7 protein-coding genes are annotated in these 18,160 nt (G+C 33.4%); 1 reads left to right on the top strand and 6 read right to left on the bottom strand.

Annotation, left to right across the window (positions count from 1 at the left end):
- Positions 1 to 36: 36 nt before the first annotated feature.
- The 6 genes from D1818_RS17640 to D1818_RS17610 form a co-directional block, all read right to left on the bottom strand.
- Entirely contained in the window at positions 37 to 570 is a 534-nt protein-coding gene (locus D1818_RS17640; RefSeq protein ID WP_118460280.1) for a hypothetical protein, read from the bottom strand.
- Between the two features lie 37 nt (positions 571 to 607).
- Complete coding sequence (locus tag D1818_RS17635; RefSeq protein WP_118460279.1) at positions 608 to 1,681, bottom strand: hypothetical protein; 1,074 nt, start codon at positions 1,679 to 1,681, stop codon at positions 608 to 610.
- A gap of 21 nt (positions 1,682 to 1,702) precedes the next feature.
- The gene (locus D1818_RS17630) at positions 1,703 to 2,872 is read right to left on the bottom strand and encodes a hypothetical protein (protein WP_118460278.1); all 1,170 of its coding nucleotides are present in this window, start codon (positions 2,870 to 2,872) and stop codon (positions 1,703 to 1,705) included.
- A gap of 1,438 nt (positions 2,873 to 4,310) precedes the next feature.
- Positions 4,311 to 5,177, bottom strand: coding sequence for a hypothetical protein (locus D1818_RS17620; RefSeq protein WP_147406092.1), 867 nt, complete (start codon positions 5,175 to 5,177; stop codon positions 4,311 to 4,313).
- A 10-nt stretch (positions 5,178 to 5,187) separates the two neighbouring features.
- Complete coding sequence (locus tag D1818_RS17615) at positions 5,188 to 7,551, bottom strand: hypothetical protein (protein ID WP_118460276.1); 2,364 nt, start codon at positions 7,549 to 7,551, stop codon at positions 5,188 to 5,190.
- Between the two features lie 311 nt (positions 7,552 to 7,862).
- On the bottom strand, positions 7,863 to 9,539 hold the full coding sequence (locus D1818_RS17610; protein ID WP_118460275.1) for a hypothetical protein: 1,677 nt from the start codon (positions 9,537 to 9,539) through the stop codon (positions 7,863 to 7,865).
- A gap of 587 nt (positions 9,540 to 10,126) precedes the next feature.
- On the opposite strand from D1818_RS17610, the gene D1818_RS17605 reads away from it, so the two are divergent.
- The gene (locus tag D1818_RS17605) at positions 10,127 to 18,130 is read left to right on the top strand and encodes a hypothetical protein (RefSeq protein WP_118460274.1); all 8,004 of its coding nucleotides are present in this window, start codon (positions 10,127 to 10,129) and stop codon (positions 18,128 to 18,130) included.
- The last annotated feature ends 30 nt before the right edge of the window (positions 18,131 to 18,160 follow it).

Raw genomic sequence — 18,160 nt, 5'->3', positions numbered from 1 at the left:
TTTTATAAATTTCCGAGTATAAGAACATGTCCTATGCTAGAATGTATTAGTGATGTTTTTGATTTTGTATCGAAAGGGCTCTCCTTTTGGATCATTATTGTTGGCTAGTACCCAATCGGCGATAGCAACTTCCTGAACTCTTAGCGTGTTTCCTTCTTTATAAATGACACTTCTTGGCTTGGCAGGATCACTTATAGTAATCCATGGGAATCCTGAATATTGAATTTCCCATTCGTAATCGTCACGATCGACAGCGGAGGTTTCCTCCTGAATGTCTTTAAACTCCAGGGTATCGCCATTTCGTTTCAAAAACATTTGATTTTCTTGTGCAGCGATAAGATATACTGCCCCAGGATGCTCTATAGAAGGTTTGATGATAAATGCATCAAAAAGCCCATCTTGTTCTGTCTTGTCTTTTTCGGTAAGGACTAGCGTATTACTAGCCTTGTCGATATTAAATACTTGTTTTTGATCTCCTTGCTCGGTGTATAAGACCACGACTTTTGAATCCTGTGCCTGTACCAGCATTCCAAAACCAAGGAATAGAAGGAGTGTGTATATTGTTTTCATTGTATATAAGTTTTAATAATATCTTTAATAATGTAACCTATTGCTTGGATACATTGTTCTCTAACTGTTCTAATCGCTTGCTGAGAGCCTGTATAATGTCGTTTTGTGCTTTTAATTTTTCTTCTTGCTGGATGGTGTATAGGGTTAACTCCTCTACTTTTTCTACCAGTTTTAGGCTGATCATACGCATGTCCATTCCAGAGGCTACCATTTCTTTTTCAGAAGGGATATTGGGCAAATGCTTGTTTTTGGCTACATAATTGGCAACGGTCTCGATCGGCATCAGGTTGTAGCCCTTTTGGAATACATAATCGGGAAAAGACCCAATATTAAGCACCACTTTATCCGTTTTGACACCGCCTGAGATATTGAGTAGGGTACTGGCACCCTCTTCGGTTATGGATTTTAATTGTAAAGTTCCTATTTTCAGGTCTCCTCCTTTCAGTTCGATATCCCCTCCTTTTAATTCGAGGTTTCCTGCATTAGTAAGTACCATTTTATCTATATTTCCAACTCTGAAACCAATATATCCATTACCTGTATCCGCTTTATTAATTAAGGTCATACTCCCACTGGCATGACTTAAGAATCCATAATCCGTTTGATTTTTTCGATCATTATGAGAAAACCCAGCCCAACTATTACCATGGCCAACATCTCCTATATACGTAGATTTTATCAGCATATTTCCATTGATTGTAGCATTCCCTCTGATTTGAGCATTTTTTTTAATATCAACATCACCAAACATATCAGTTGTTCCATCGATTCGAGCATTCCCTCTGATTCGAGCATTCTTTCTGATATTAATATCCCCAAATATCTCTGCATTTCCTTCTGGATTTACCATAAAAACAGGTTTTCCAAATCTATTCCAACTACTAGTATTTGCAATATAGTCTAATCTAAAATCGGTTTTATGATTAGAAAGAGTGAAAGCACTACTTCCTGTATATAATTTCACACGGCCATAGTGGTTGGATCGATCTTGATTAACGACCCATGTGTCATGATCTTTACCTGATGCAGCGCCATGAGATTGAGAATGCATCTTGGCTTGGTACATGAGTAACATCCCCAAGGCTAGTAATAGTGTTTTTGTTAGTTTCATTTTTGAAAGGTTTTAACAGTATTATTTGTTTTCTAATTGTTCTAATCGTTTGCTGAGATCTTGGATAAGATCATTTTGTACTGTTAGTTTTTCTTCTTGTATTTTTAATTTTTCTTCTTGCTGGATAGTGTACAGGGTTAATTCCTCTACTTTTTCTACCAATTTTAGACTGATCATACTTATGTCCATTCCAGAGGCTACCATTTCTTTTTCAGAAGGGATATTGGGTAAATGTTTGTTTTTAGCGATATAGTTTGCAACGTCTTCGATTGGCATTAATTTATAATCACCGTTAAATACATAATCTGGAAACGAACCAATATTTAAAACCACTTTATCAGTTTTTACTCCTCCAGAAACCGTTAGCAAGGTATTCTCATTTTCGGTAGATGAACTTAATTCAGATTGTCCCAATATCATTTTTTCTGTTTCTACACCTCCAGAAATGTTTAGTATGTCATTATTAGAACTTAGTTGAGACGCTCCTATAATCAATTGACCATTTTGGGTAAGGCTCATAAGGCTATTTCCTTCGTATCTAAAAACCAAACTTCCCGCACCATTATAGTTTAAAAAACTATCGGATCCTCCATGCCCAAACTCCAGAAAATTACTTGCACTATTTCTAAACTTCCCGAAACCAACCACGTCTAACTTTTCACTAGGAGACGAAGTACCAATCCCTACATTACCATTATTAGCAATCACCATTTTATTTTGATTACCTACTCTAAAACCAATATAGCCATCACCTGTATCTTTCTTATTTATAAGCGTCCTGTAGCCTGATTCATGTGCTAATAGCGCATAGTTTGTAGTGTTAACTTGCAATTTATGAGTAAAACCTGCCCAGCCATCACCAAATCCCACATTACCGGCAAAAGCGTTATTCATTATCGTATTTCCATTAGTTTTAACTGTAAAAATTTCTTTGCCACTGTTTCTGAAATTTGCACTCGTGGTATATGATAATGACATACGATTAGAGAAATTCGAAAAGGTGAAAGCTTTATTATTAGAATTTTGCATTCTAAATTGACCAAAATGATTTGATCTATCATAATTAGCTACGATTATATCATAGTTATGACCCGTAGCTTTTCCTACTTCCTGAGATTGAGCCGTAAATATGCCTCCTGCTATACATAATGCTGTTAAGAATACATTCCTTTTTTTAATACTTTTTTTCATGATTTAGTTTTAAGAATTTAATTAATAGATTAGAATTGTATGATTATTATTAAGAGACATTTATCCTAAGAAGGTGATAACAGCTTACATTGTTAGGGTGCCTAAACGAAATAGACCTTAATTTTGTATGCATACCTTATCCTTTTTAATAAAGAGGTCTCTCTTTTAATAATTGCTTTTATTTTATCTGGTAATCTAGAATGCTTCAAAAAAACAAATAAAAATTGGGGAAGATGGGCACAAAAAACCTAGTAAAACCACAAAAATATGGTTGTTGATTTCTAAGAATAATGAAAAGTAGTATTCATCTTTTTTTAGTAATCAAGAGTATGGCTGGAGTCGGGTTTCAAAATCAAGTGGTAATCACAATGACTAATAAACTAGACTATATCAGTATCAAACTTCTTCTTGATGAACTCTTTTACTACTATTTTTCATAATACTCGAAACCATATAGATTTTATCATACCTTATTGTTAAGATTTATTGATTTTTGAAAGTTCAAAGGTAATAGGGGTGCTATCTAGAGACTAGTACTAGTCCGACAAATCTGTAAAGATTTCCGACAAAACAGTATTGTAAAATCGATGTGCTATACTATTTCCGACATTTAGAATTTACTCACAAATATTATTGTGGAATTAGGACAAGATATTAAGTAAAAATTCAGACTTAAAAATTATAAAGAGTACTAAAAAAGAGCGCAATTCAGAGGTGTCAAAAATGTAGAATTCTTCCTCTTTAGATTAACCAAAATATTTGCATAAACACAATTTTTGGCAACCCCTTTTTTTCATCCTTTTTAAAAATTCCAGCTTCGATTAATGCAGACATAATTGTTTTTACAGGGATCCAATCAATAGAAGTGTTTGTATTAAAGTAATGAGTGATTATTTCAGAGGAGTCAAAAATGTAGAATTCTTCCTATTTAGATTAACCAGAATATTGCCTAAACACAAATTTTGATGTTGATCCGTGTTTTCTTACCAACCTAATCAGGACTTTTTGATTTATCGAACTTTTAAATAACTGATTATTAAATTATTAATGAGCGTCAAGAAAAACAAAACCTCTGTAAATCATTTGTTTACAGAGGCTTATAAAAAAAGTAGCGGGAGAGATTGAAATATCTAACCATTCTATTTACTATTTATATGAATTAGAGTTATTTATAAAAACCCATGCTACAGTATTAATAGCTCTATAAGATTGTCCTTAATGCATATTTCAATCCTAGTTTTTATTCGTGATATTTTAAAATCCAAGGAAGATTTCTAATTGGGATTTTTTAAAACCTTGGCTTGGGGTAACAATTACTTCTCGTCTAACCTAAATACATTGTTACCTTCAGTTGTAAAAATAACCGAGCAAAAAAGTAAATTTTACATCATTATAGTTCATAGAAATTGTATCCTATACAGTTAATAATTTTGGATAGTTAAAATTGTACTCCTTTACCAATATTCGTATTCAGAATACTATTGATATCTGAGTTCTGCACCTGACCATTCATATCGATATCGGCTTTACTATAGCCAGAAATACCAAGTAATTGTATCACCACATTCGTATCTGTGTTTTGAATTTGTCCATTTTCATCAAAGTCTCCAGCAATCATCGCAAAAATTCCATTACCCATATCCACTACCGAATTTGAGCCACCGAATACAGAAGCTGTAGCATCACTAAGATCTATACTAGTTACAGTTGATGTGCCTAAAGCAACGGTATTCGCACTCATTACTGCTACATGATTTCTATGATTTACTGCTATGTAATAACTATCTGAAGGCAAATCAAATTCTAAAGCTGATATTCCATCAACACTTACTATATCTCCATCCGCTTGTAGCAATCCAGATTGACTGGCGAGTACTACTGTTGGATCATTTTTATCACGTAAGCTTATCCAAATCCAATCGATAATAGCATTGTTTCCAGTGATATCAAAAACCGTTGCCTCACAGGTTACGCTATCTGCATACGGACTAGTTGCGGGAAGTAAACCGTTACTTCGTAAACTATCATCCATGATAACGGTTCCTGAAGTTACCAAAGGTCCTTGCAGAAAAACAACAGGAGAAAGTTTAAGTTGTAATATGATAACTTCTTGATGGAATCCTTGATTCAATGTTGTGGTTCCATTAGACAATGTTGCAATTACCAATTCTCCAACCGTAAAATCTAGGCTTGCATTGGTATTGCTCAATGTTCTACCACTGGATCCGATGACACTACGTTCTAAAGTTTGGGAAAACAAAGAACCCGAAAATAACAAGGTTAAGATAACTATGTACTGTTTCATAATTTTAGTATTATCTTCTTCCAACGATATTTACTACCGTAATAGCATCAGTTTCTGAATTATTATTTTCACTTTTAACTTTATAGGTTACTTTCCCTTGAGCAAGAGTAATAATTTGACCAATTCTTGTTCTTGATGTAGTTGAAATACACGTAATTGTTACAGCTGGAAGCGTTGAAAAATATCCACTATAGTCGATTGTATATGTTTCATCACTTAGAGAGGTTGTAATACCGCTTGAACCTGTTACATTGGTATTAATAGAGCCATCCGTGTCTATTATTAATGATATCATTTCTACTCCTCTGGTAGCACCAGCTGCTAAAAGATCATCACCGTCTTCGTCAATAATTACATTTCCATCAGTTGCGATGTTTTCATCAACTTTTAATTCTCCTTTTACTTGTAAGAAATTATTATCAAACTCTCCATAGATCAAATCTCTGATGTATAAACGATTCGAGAATCCACCGCCTGCAGCTCCTGCAGCAGTTCCTATAAGTACATTAGAATCTCCCTGTAAGTTATATCCTGCAAAATATCCAATAACCACATTACTGTCTCCAGATTGCGCTCCTTCTGCAGCTTGATGTCCAATAATGACATTTCTTCTACTAAGATTAGAAAGATTACCAGTATCATCATAAGACCCGAAGATTTGGTTTTCTGAACTAGATGTTAGTATACCGCCAAAGTCAAAATTTCCTCCTAAAGTTACATCTCCAGAAGTAGTTATATTCCCATTATTATCAATTTGTAAGCCTTCATCACCACCATCATTAGAAATCCAGTTACTATTTAACTTAATATTTCCGTTTACAGCTAATTCCCCAGAAAAGGTTACATTTCCTGCATCGTCAATTACGATACCTTCATCACCTCCATCATTAGAAAACCATTTATTATTTAATCTTACGTTTCCTCCTAAAACTACAACTCCATCATCAGTAATACGTATCCCTTCACTATCGCCATCATTTGATAACCAGTTATTATTTAACTGCACATTTCCACCTAAAGAAACTTTAGCAGATGTGATCACATTTCCACTGGCATCAAATTGAATTCCATTATTGCTTGTTCCATCACCATTTATCCAATGAGTAGCTAGATTAATATTGCTTCCTAGATATAATTTGTTGGACGTAGTAACTCTTCCTCCTGAATTCACTAATAAACCTTCATCACCGCCATCATTAGAAATCCAATTACCGTTAGTTCTAATATTTTCTGTGGCTGAATAATTCCCTGCATAATTTGTATCTGCATATTCCTTGGTAATAAGTGATTTGTTATCTGTTATCTCAGTAATATCAAATGATGGCGCTGTTATCGTTCCATTTTTTAAAATGGTTAACGCATTTGATTTACTTGTGGCACTTTCTCCATTTCCTACTTCTAGCAACGCATCTGTTTCTACCCAGCTGTCTGTGGTTCCTCCACCTATATTATGTCTTCCAATTACAAAACTATTATATGCATCTGCCATAGTGGCACTCCCTAAGCTATATCCATAGTCTCCATTTGCGATAGCAAATTGTCCTAAAGCAACCGAATTACTTCCTACAGCATTTGAACCTAATCCTGAAGCAAAAGAACCAAAACCTTGAGAGGTTGAGCCATTACCTAGTGCTACAGAACCAACACCAGAAGCATTTGCTAACTTACCAATGGCAACGGCACTTACTTCGGTTGCAGAAGCTGTTGTACCTATAGCAAACGCATCTGTTTCTGTTGCAGTGGCATAATTCCCTATGACAATGGCTTGATCATTCTGAGCACTAGCATTTCCTCCTATAGCGATACTTCTTACACCTGTAGCTCCGTTAGTTGTGCTTGCATTTGTTGATACACTTAAATCTATAGATGCATCTCCTATATCGCCATAATTATCAGAATTTGAACCTATTAAACGCCATCCTGTTCCGTTTCCTTCATCTATGGCTTCAAGTCCTGAAACATTTTCGGCAGTTGTAGCATGTGCTGCTTGCAACGCATACGGAACGCTTAATAATTGTGTGGTTCCCATACTTGTATAGCTAGTTCCTCCTGATGTATCCACACTAACTTCTAAAAAATAAGAATCTGAAGACCAATTAATAGTTGAAAAATCAATTGTAGTAGTGCCTTGCCCAACGATTAAGTCAAAAACTCCATAGGCATTTGTAGTTGGTGTATGGGTTTCTGTATACACCACAGTGCCATCTGTGGTGGTTTGGTGTAATTTAAACTCTATTCCAATGGTAGTGTTCGCTAATATATCTCCGGCAGCATCTCTCACTACAGATTGGTAATTAAATCCTTGTGGCGTTTGTGAATATCCTAATATACTTATCAAAAGGATCCATAGTGTACATTGTAATTTTATTCTCATTCTCAATTATTTTTTAATTTCTCACTTCTTTTTTGGGGTAAAAGTTGTCATCACAAATAACACTATACGTTGTTTTTTTATCATATTCTAGATAAGTAGTTTTTATATAAAAAACTTTTCAAAACAACTATAGCGTGAGGATTCCATTTTCACACCGCTAAATAACAATCGAAACTTGAGAAATTAAAAAAACTTGAGGGTGCAAATGAGGGTGCAATAATCAAAAACCCATATTTTACAATACTTTTTAGGTGTTTCTAATGAACCCTTTACATGGTTATACAATGAGAAAAACGTACTAATATGCGAGTTTATAAGGATCGAATATACTCGTCTAAGGAATCATTCTGGGATAGATTTAGCTTCTTTTTTAGTCTAAAACGGGTAGATTTGATAGCATCCAAACTTGTGTTTCTTAGGCTGGAAATTTCTTTTCGTGAAAGACCAATTTTTATAAAAGAACAAACCTCAATATCTGTTTTGGTAAGATTAGGATGAAGATTTTTTAAAGTTTTTAAGAAATCATAATTCAATGTTTCGATATTCTTTTTAAGTATTAATACTTTTGAATCTTCTAATTTGTCTGCCTTTAAATCTGCAATGATACCTTTAAGAGTAACATCCCCTTCCTCTTGCGATAGTTTTGCCAAATTTTCTGCTAACTTTTCCTTAGTGTTTAGATGAATTACCGTTTCTGTTAAAAGTTGATTCACCTCCTCTTTTTTTGTAGCTACTTCAGAGTTTAATACCGAAATTTTTTCATCACTTTGTTTTAACTTCCTTTCAAACTGTTCTCCTAGCTTACGTTCTTTTAACCATTTTTTTCTAAGACCTCTAATCACAAAGAATGTTATTACTAGACCAATAAAACTTAATAAGCCGATAAATTTATTTTGAGCTAAAGCCTTATCTTTTTCTAAAACTAATATTTCCTTCTGTTTAACAAACAGAATACTATCCTTCATCTTCTTCTTTGCAAATTCATTAGCAACCTCTATCCTAATTATTTCTTTAGATTTCTTTTCTGTATAAATTTCATTTTGAGTTTTTTCATACACTTGAAAATCTTTTAAAGCATTTTTGAATTTACCCAGCCTTTCATTAGCCTGACTTCTTAATTTATATGCCCTAGACTCGAGGTGTTTCTTTTCTATTTGGTTCGCTATAGCAATAGTAGTATCAGTATATTTTTTTGCTAAGGTATAGTTCTTCAACCGAAAGTTTATATCTGCTAAATCACGATAACTTTCACTTAAATAATGTTTGTGCCCTTTGGTTTTAAAAAAACTTATAGTTTGTTTAGTCATTTTAATCAAATCATCGTAAGAGTCATTTTCATCCAAATCATCCAACGAATACCTAACAAACTGAATATTAGAAGCAAAATATTCAACATCAGCATCTGTCTCTTTAAAAATTGTTCTAGCTTTCTTTAAATAGTAAAAAGCTGAATCCCGCATCTCCCTGTGATTATAATTACCCGCAAGTAACCTGTAGCTTACACCTAGTTGTTCCTTGAAAGGTATTGTATTAATCTCAATAGATTTTTTAAAATATTTAGCACCATTTACATAATCATATTGATAATCATATAGATTACCAATATTGGTGTTCACATTGATTAATTTATTGGTATCCTTTATTTCTTCATAGATATCTTTAGCTTTGTTATAATTGAGCAATGACTCTGGATAATTACTTCTTATACGCGAAATAACTCCTCTTCTATCAAATATCTGCCCGCGATGTATTCGAGAATCATAATTAACCGTATCTAGCATTACTAAAATCTTACTTAAAAGAGAATCTGCTTTATTTAAATCACGAAAATGATAATATTTATTTAGCCTTAAATAATTAACTATTTTAAGAGAATCGTTGTCCGCATTTTGTATAGCTTCTTTGAGTTCAAGTAACCTAGGATCTTCTTCTTGGGAAAAAGAAAACCAAGAGGCAAGAATCAGAAAAAGACAAATCAGTTTTCGCATTACTTAGAAAAGAATTGATACCGTGAAATTAACGATATTATTGCTAAAATAAAAAACTGGATTAATACTAATCAGACAATTCAATTTCAAGTTTATTAAAAAGCTAAAAGACTTATCTAGAACTGGTCAAAAATGATGTCAAAATTTGCTTACTAATTCGTCTCAAATATGATAAAAAAAGACGAATTCTTCACAAAATACACATATTGAGTTCGTGAAATTTACCAGTTTTTGATTAAAATTTGAACCATAATTCACTTCCTAGGCATTACAGATAAATCAATTTAAGTTATTGAATATCAATATTTTAAAATATTGCACCCGGATTTGCACCCCTTCATTTTTTGGAACAAGCAAGGTTTCTTCCATAATTTTGGCAACAGAATAAGAGCGCTAGCCTTATTTGTTTTTAATATGGATAAACAAAAAAAATAAAACTAACGATATACTTTTTCATCAAGTGTACTTAATGATTGTGTGCTACTAATAAAAAATTGGCAACACTTTTAGAGGCGTATCTAGTCGTAGCAAAAAACAAATAAATACCTAGTAAAAAATAAAAATATTAACCCCAAAATCTATCTAGTATGAAGTTAAAATTACTCCTACTATTACTCTTTCTTACTACAATATGTACGAATGCACAAACAGATTGTTCATTAGACGAAACCAAATTTACGGGAACATTTACCACAGCAGAAGTTGGAGGAACAAAAATTAAGGCTAGTGATGCTACTTCAAACTATCGATTTGGAGAGCGTGTTGCTATAGATGGTAATGTGGCAGTTACAGTATCTCGTACCAACGGGACTGAAGCTGGTAAAGTATATCTATATACTAATGATGGAGCTGGTAACTGGACACAGCAAACAACACTAACAGCTAGTAATGGTTTTGCAGGCGATAATTTTGGATCTTCTGTAGCAATTGAAGGAAATTATTTAGTAGTTGGTGCAAAATCACAAACTAATGCTTCGGCAGTAGATACTGGAGCTGCTTATTTATTTGAATATAATGGTTCTAGCACTTGGACTGAGGTAGCTGTTTTTGAACCGAGCGATGGAAGTTCTGGAGATCGTTTTGGAGAATCCGTTTCCATAGAAGGAAATTTGATTTTAATTGGAGCTAGAAATGGCTGTACAGGCGGATGTGCTTATTTATATGAAAATGATGGAACCAATACTTTTACTTATACAGAAACTAAGTTGGAACCTCAAGTACAATCTAATTATTCAGGAGCACAATTTGGGTATGATGTTTTGGTTAAAGGTGGTCGTGCGTATGTAGGTGGTCTATATGATTATTCTTCTGTAGGTAATGCATCAGCGGGATCAGTACAGATATGGGATCAGGAAAATGATGGATCTTGGTCAAGGACACATCGTTTAAGAGGAACACAAACTTCAGAAGCTTTTGGTTGCAGTATTAACGTAGATGGAGATTATCTGGCTATTGGTGCTTTTAATTTTGAAGTATCTTCTACAGCTGCAGCAGATCAAGGAAGGGTCTATGTTTATAAAGCAGATAGTAATGGTGATTATCTAGACTCTAATAGAGTTATGATTCAAAATACAGATAAAGATAGTTTTAATGACCAACGTTTTGGAACAGATGTAGCTATAGAAAATGGATTTTTATATGTGGGTACTTGGGGAGCAGGAACAATTAATGGAGATGCGGTATATATTTTTAAAGATGATGGAACCAATACCTGGTCCCAACTCAGTAAATTAACATCTGGTGGTGGATGGGATGAGTTTTCAAACAGAGCAGTAGCAGTTTCACATCCATATTTACTTATAGGGCAAAATGAAGACGATTCACCTTCTAATTCTGGAGCAATTCATTTTGTGCCTTTGGCGAGTACCATAACTCCAACCGCTTCGGTTACGGAAGTTACTGAAGCTTTTATTGGTCAAAATAATGCAACGATAACGCTCAACTTTAGTGATGAAGCCACACGAACTGAAATTCAGTTCAGTATCGATGGAGGAACAACCTTTCCATATACATTTAATGATAATGCCTTAACGGGTGCAATAACTAATCTTGGGGTAGGTTCATATGAGCTGAAAGCAAGATATAATGCGGGTTCGTGTATTTTAGATTTAGGAACAGTAATTGTAAATCAAGCCGCATATACTACTATTCCAGATGCTAATTTTGAAGCTGCTTTAGAAACTCTTGGTTATGATGATATTTCTGGTGATGGACAAGTACCTACGGATTTAATTAAAGTAGTTACTGATTTGCAACTTGCCGGTAAGAATATTACAGATCTTACAGGTATCGAAGATTTTGCTGCTCTTGAAGAGTTAAAAGCCAATGGTAATGATATTGCAACTTTAGATCTATCTAATAATCTTGCTTTGAAATTGTTATTTATGACAAGCAATACTGTTCTTTCTACTATAAATTTCGGGAATAATACCGTTTTAGAAGATGTTAGAATAAATTATTTTGGAACTACTATCGATATTTCAAATCTTACAGCTTTAGATCGTTTTTCCTGCACCAACTGTGGACTTACAAGCTTAGACACAAGTGGAAATACTAATCTAAATTGGTTAGATGTAGCAGGTTCAGCAATTACTTCATTAGACCTGAGTAGCAATTTGAATCTATCAATTTTAGAAATAGATAATACTAATTTAGATACAATAGATGTATCTAATAATGGGGTACTACGATATTTCTATGCTAAAAATATTACAAGTTTAACAAGCTTAAACATTCAGAACGGTTTCAATACAAATCTGAACGTTTTCGAAACAAGCGGTACACCCGTAAGCTGTATTCTTGTTGATGATACAGCATATAGCACATCTAACTGGACTATCGTAGATCCTGCTTCTTCATTTAATCAAGAATATTGCGACTATACGACTATTCCTGATACGAATTTTGAAGCTGCATTAGAAGCTTTAGGTTATGATGATATTAGCGGAGATGGACAAGTACCTACCACTTTAATTGAAGTAGTAACTACTTTGGATATAAGCAATAAAAATATTTCCGATGTAACAGGGATAGAAGATTTTTTAGCTTTAAAAGAATTAAAAGCTAACGCTAACAATATTACCAGTATAGATCTATCTCAAAACACTGTATTAGAAACTTTAATTATTGGGGCTAATGATTTAACCTCAATTGACATTTCCAATAATACCTTTTTAAAGCGATTAGACATTTTATATAATGATATTACTACGCTAGACACTAGTAATAATCCTAATTTAGAGACATTAAATGCATACAATACGGATGTAGTTAGTTATGATTTTAGTAGTAATCCACTTTTACGAAATGTACAGTTATACAATAATAATTTCTTAACAGCATTAGATGTTTCAAACCTAACCCAATTAGATCAATTAAGATTAGACAATACAGGAATTACAGATTTAGATGTAAGTAATAATCTAAACTTAAGAATTATTAGAGTAAATCAATCCAATATAAATACGCTGGATCTATCTAATCAAAGTAGTCTAATACACGTTTATGTAGATAATTCACCTATTAATTTTCTAAATGTTCAGAATGGAAATAATACAAATTTCACACAGTTTCACGCTGATAATACACCCAATCTAAACTGTGTAGTGGTAGATGATGCAGCTTATAGTACCACTAACTGGACGAATATTGACGGTACAATGAGTTTTAGCGATACCTATTGTAATTACACGGACATTCCAGATACCAATTTTGAAGCTGTATTATATGCATTAGGCTATGATGATATTGCCAATGACGGACAAGTACCAACTGCTCTAGTAGCACCAGTAACCACATTAGACGTTAGTAATCAAAACATTGGGGATCTAACAGGAATTGAAGACTTCGTAGCACTTACAGATTTAAATCTGGATACCAATGTATTAACCAGCTTAGATCTTAGTAGCAATACAAACCTTCAAACGCTGAATTTTGATAATAATAGTATTGCGAATTTAAATTTAGGAACAATTTCCAATTTGACTTCTATAGAAGGGCGTTACAACCAATTGACGACAATTGATGTAAGTCAAAATTCAGATCTAACATTTATAAATCTTAGAGACAATTTATTTACCACAGTAGATGTATCAAATAATCTATTGTTGGAAACCATCAACCTAAGAGGTAACTCGAATTTAACAAGTATAGATATCAGTGGTAACCCTAATGTTAAGTTTTTATATTTTCAAGATACAGCCTTGACTGGTTTAGATGTTTCGCAAAATCTATTATTAGAAGTTATCGTTATTGAACGCGTAAATTTTAATACGATAGATGTTTCTAATTTATCAGCGTTAACCCAGTTAAGAATTGCAGATAATAGTTTTACACACCTTGACGTATCTAATAATCCAGCTTTAGTGCGTTTAGAATGTGAAAATAATGATCTTACCTATTTAAATCTTAAAAATGGTAATAATATTAATATGCCAAATACAGATTTTAAAGCCACAGGAAACCCTTCATTATCATGCATTATCGTCGATGATACTACTTGGAGCGCTACGAATTGGACGAATATCGATGGTACCGCAACTTTTACCAATACATTTTGTCGTTACACTGCCATTCCAGATGCTAATTTTGAAGCTGAGTTAGAAGCTTTAGGTTATGATGACATTTCGGGTGATGGACAAGTACCAACTGCTTTGATTGAAGTGATATCTAGTCTGGATGTAGATGGTAGGAATATTAATAATTTAACAGGTATTGAGGATTTTGTCGCTTTGACCTATCTAAACTGTAATGGAAATAATCTAACTACAATTGATATTACTGAAAATGCGCAACTAGCATATTTCAATGCGGCTCAGAATAATTTAACAACAGTAGATCTATCCAATAATACCTTACTAGAAAGCCTGTACCTGTTTTCTAATAATTTAAGCACTATTGATCTATCCAATAATACTGCATTGAAGCAATTGTATATTCAAAGAAATACGAATCTACCCAATTTTGATATTAGTAATAATATTCTTTTGGAAGAAATCGATTGTTCTGAAACCAACATTACAACATTAAATACCACAAACAATACGTTGTTAAGAAATCTGGAAGCTAATGACTCGCCCTTAACATCTTTAGATTTATCCACGAATACAGCGCTAGAATTGTTACGCCTGTTCACTACTAATATTACCGTATTGGACCTATCCAATAATACAAGTCTAACGGAACTTCGAATAAACGATACAAGTATACAAAGCTTAGACTTACGAAATCAAGCAGGGTTAACTACAATGAATGCCAAAGATGCAAACTTAAGTTACCTAAATATGCAGAATGGTAATAATACCAATGTTGCTTCATATCTATTTAATATAACCAATAATCCTAATTTAAGCTGTGTTTTGGTTGACGATGCTGCTTGGAGCAATACTAACTGGACGCTTATAGATGCTACAACAAGCTTTAGCGAGACGTATTGTCGTTATACAGCTATCCCTGATGCAAACTTTGAAACAGCATTAGAAGCATTGGGGTATGACGATATTTCAGGTGATGGGCAGGTGCCTACAGCTTTGATAGAAGTAGTAACAACTTTAAACGTAAGTAATGAGACCATTTCAGATTTAACAGGAATAGAAGATTTTGTAGCTTTAACCGATTTAAATGTTGAGAACAACAATTTAACTGCATTAGATTTATCAAGTAATACTGCTTTACAGGAGCTATATGCTCAACTTAATCAAATTGCTATTATTGATGTTACACAAAACTCACAGTTACAAATTCTTGACCTAAATGATAATCTTTTCACCGTATTAGATTTATCAAACAATCCTTTAATTACAAGGTTAGACTTTTCAAGAACAGGAATAACAACAATTGACATCACCAATCTCGCGCAACTTGACTTTCTGGAGGCTAACAGTATTAATCTTACTTCCATAGATATAAGTAAAAACTCAGTTTTAAGGTCTCTTAGATTAATGAATACCGCCTTGACGAGTATAGATGTTTCAGCCAACTCAAAACTAGAAACACTTTGGATCAATGGTTCACCAATTTCATCGCTAGATTTGTCATACAATACCATTTTAGAATCTCTACGTACTTGGGAAACAAATATTACAGAGTTAGATTTAACCAATCAAACATCTTTAGTAGGTTTTTTTGGACACAATGGTGTCTTAGAAAAGTTAGATTTAAGAAATGGCAACAATTCCGCTATTCCAAATGGTGGTTTTAGCGCCTCAGGAAACCCTAATTTAACCTGTATACTAGTAGACGATGAGACTTACAGCAGCGCAACTTGGACTAACGTTGATGTTACAACAAGCTTTAGCGATACGTATTGCGATTACACATCAATTCCTGATTCAGTTTTTGAGGCTAGATTAGAAGCTTTAGGGTATGATGATATTTCAGGAGACGGACAAGTTCCAACTGCTTTAATTGAAGTAGTAACAAGTTTAACTGTCAATGACCTTAGTATCGATGAATTAACCGGAATTGAAGATTTTACGGCTTTGGTAACTTTAAACGCTAGAGGAAATAACTTTACTACTTTAGATGTGAGTCAAAATACCCTATTAGAGCATTTATATATTAATAGTAATAGTCTGTCTTCAATCGATGTATCTAAAAATGTTGTTTTAAGAAATTTAAATATTGGTTCTAATGCAATTACTTCTTTAGATCTATCCAATAATCCAGACCTTAGAGATCTTTGGGTACAAGGAAATGGTGGATTAACTACCCTAAATCTAAGTAATAATCTTGAATTGAGAGAGTTGTACACCTATAGCTCTGGTGTGTCAACCTTAGATTTGAGTATTCATACGGAACTTAGAATACTTTCAGCCTATAAAACATCTCTAACCTCTATAGATCTTTCTAATAATATTGAATTAAGATCACTACGTGTAGATGAAACAAATGTTTTATCATTGGATTTAACTACTAATAATAAACTTGAAACATTACGCATTAATGATACAGGTATTACAAGTTTAGATTTAAGTAATCAAAGTGTTTTAGAAAAACTTTGGGCACACGATACAAGCTTAAGTAATTTAAATGTTAGAAATGGTAATAATACTAATGTAACAACTTTCGAAATTGAAAACAACCCTAACCTGAACTGTGTTCTAGTTGATGACTCTAGCTACAGTACTACCAACTGGACAAATATTCCAAGCGGTTTAATATTTAGTGAAGTCTACTGTGATTATACCGTCATTCCAGATGCGAACTTTGAAGCAGAGTTATTTGCGTTAGGGTATGATGATACAGCTAATGATGGTCAAGTACCAACTGCTTTGATCGAAGTTGTAGAAGATTTAACCATTGTAGGAAAATCCATTGCCAACTTATCAGGTATTGAAGATTTCGTTGCATTGAAAACCTTGAATTGTGCCAGTAATACTTTTACAAGCTTAGATCTTTCTAATAACACTGAACTCACATCAGTTATTACAAAATTTACGCCTCTTACAGTACTAAATATTAGTAACTGTCCAAACTTAGATACTTTAGTATGCTCTTTTAATGATTTAACGACTTTAGATATTTCAAATAATACAGCATTAACGTATTTGGAGTGTAACAATAACACTTTAAGCAGTTTAGATGTTGAATCAAATACTGCTCTACTAGATCTTCGTTGTGGAGATAACAATTTAACAGCTTTAGATGTTTCAAATAATATCTTATTAACCTCCATCTGGTGTCAAAATAATTCAATTACTGAATTAGATTTTTCAAATCAAATAGGATTGGTATCGATTACAGTCAATGACAATAGTTTGACTTCTTTAGACATTAGAAACGGAAATAATACCAATGTAACGAATTTTATTGCAACAGGAAATACTGAATTAACATGTATTCAAGTAGATGATGCTAGTTATAGCACCACTAATTGGTTAGGGGTTGATGATCATACCAGTTTTAACGAGGTTTCTTGTGATATTTATGTTGATATTACTGTTTTTCTTCAAGGAGCGTTTACCAATCCAAATTCTGGAGAGGAAAGCCTGATGCGTGATGATTTACGTGTTAGCACAATGCTTCCAACAACAAGTCCATACAGTGATAATGCTACCATTTCGGACGCTATAAAATTAGATGATGCAGGATCAGATTCTATGGTGGATTGGATTTGGGTAGAATTAAGAGATGCTAATGACATAAGTATCATTGTCGCTCAACAGTCAGGAATTTTACAACGTGATGGTGATATTGTAGCAACAACCGATGATCGAAGTACTCCACTTTCCTTTAGTGTCCCTTCTGGTAATTATTACATCGTTGTGAAACACAGAAATCATTTAAGTATTATGTCCTCCTCTGCTATCAATTTATCAAGTACTGCTACTACAGTTGATTTATCCTCAAGCAGCAATGCCGTTTCAGGAGGAATAAATGCTGTTGTTGATATGGGTAACGGAATTTTTGCCATGACTTCTGGAGATTTTGATGAAAATGGACAGATTCAAAATTCTGATATTAATTCTGTGATTCAGTTATTAGGAGGTTCTGGTTATCACAATGCCGATATGGATATGAACGGACAGATTCAAAATACTGATATCAATAATCTGATGAACCCTAATGTTGGAAAAGGCGAACAGTTTTAACAACACACTAAATGCATGACTTCTACAGTA

The organism is Aquimarina sp. BL5 (assembly GCF_003443675.1).
Classification (GTDB): Bacteria; Bacteroidota; Bacteroidia; order Flavobacteriales; family Flavobacteriaceae; genus Aquimarina.
This window is presented reverse-complemented; position numbering and strand designations above follow the sequence as displayed.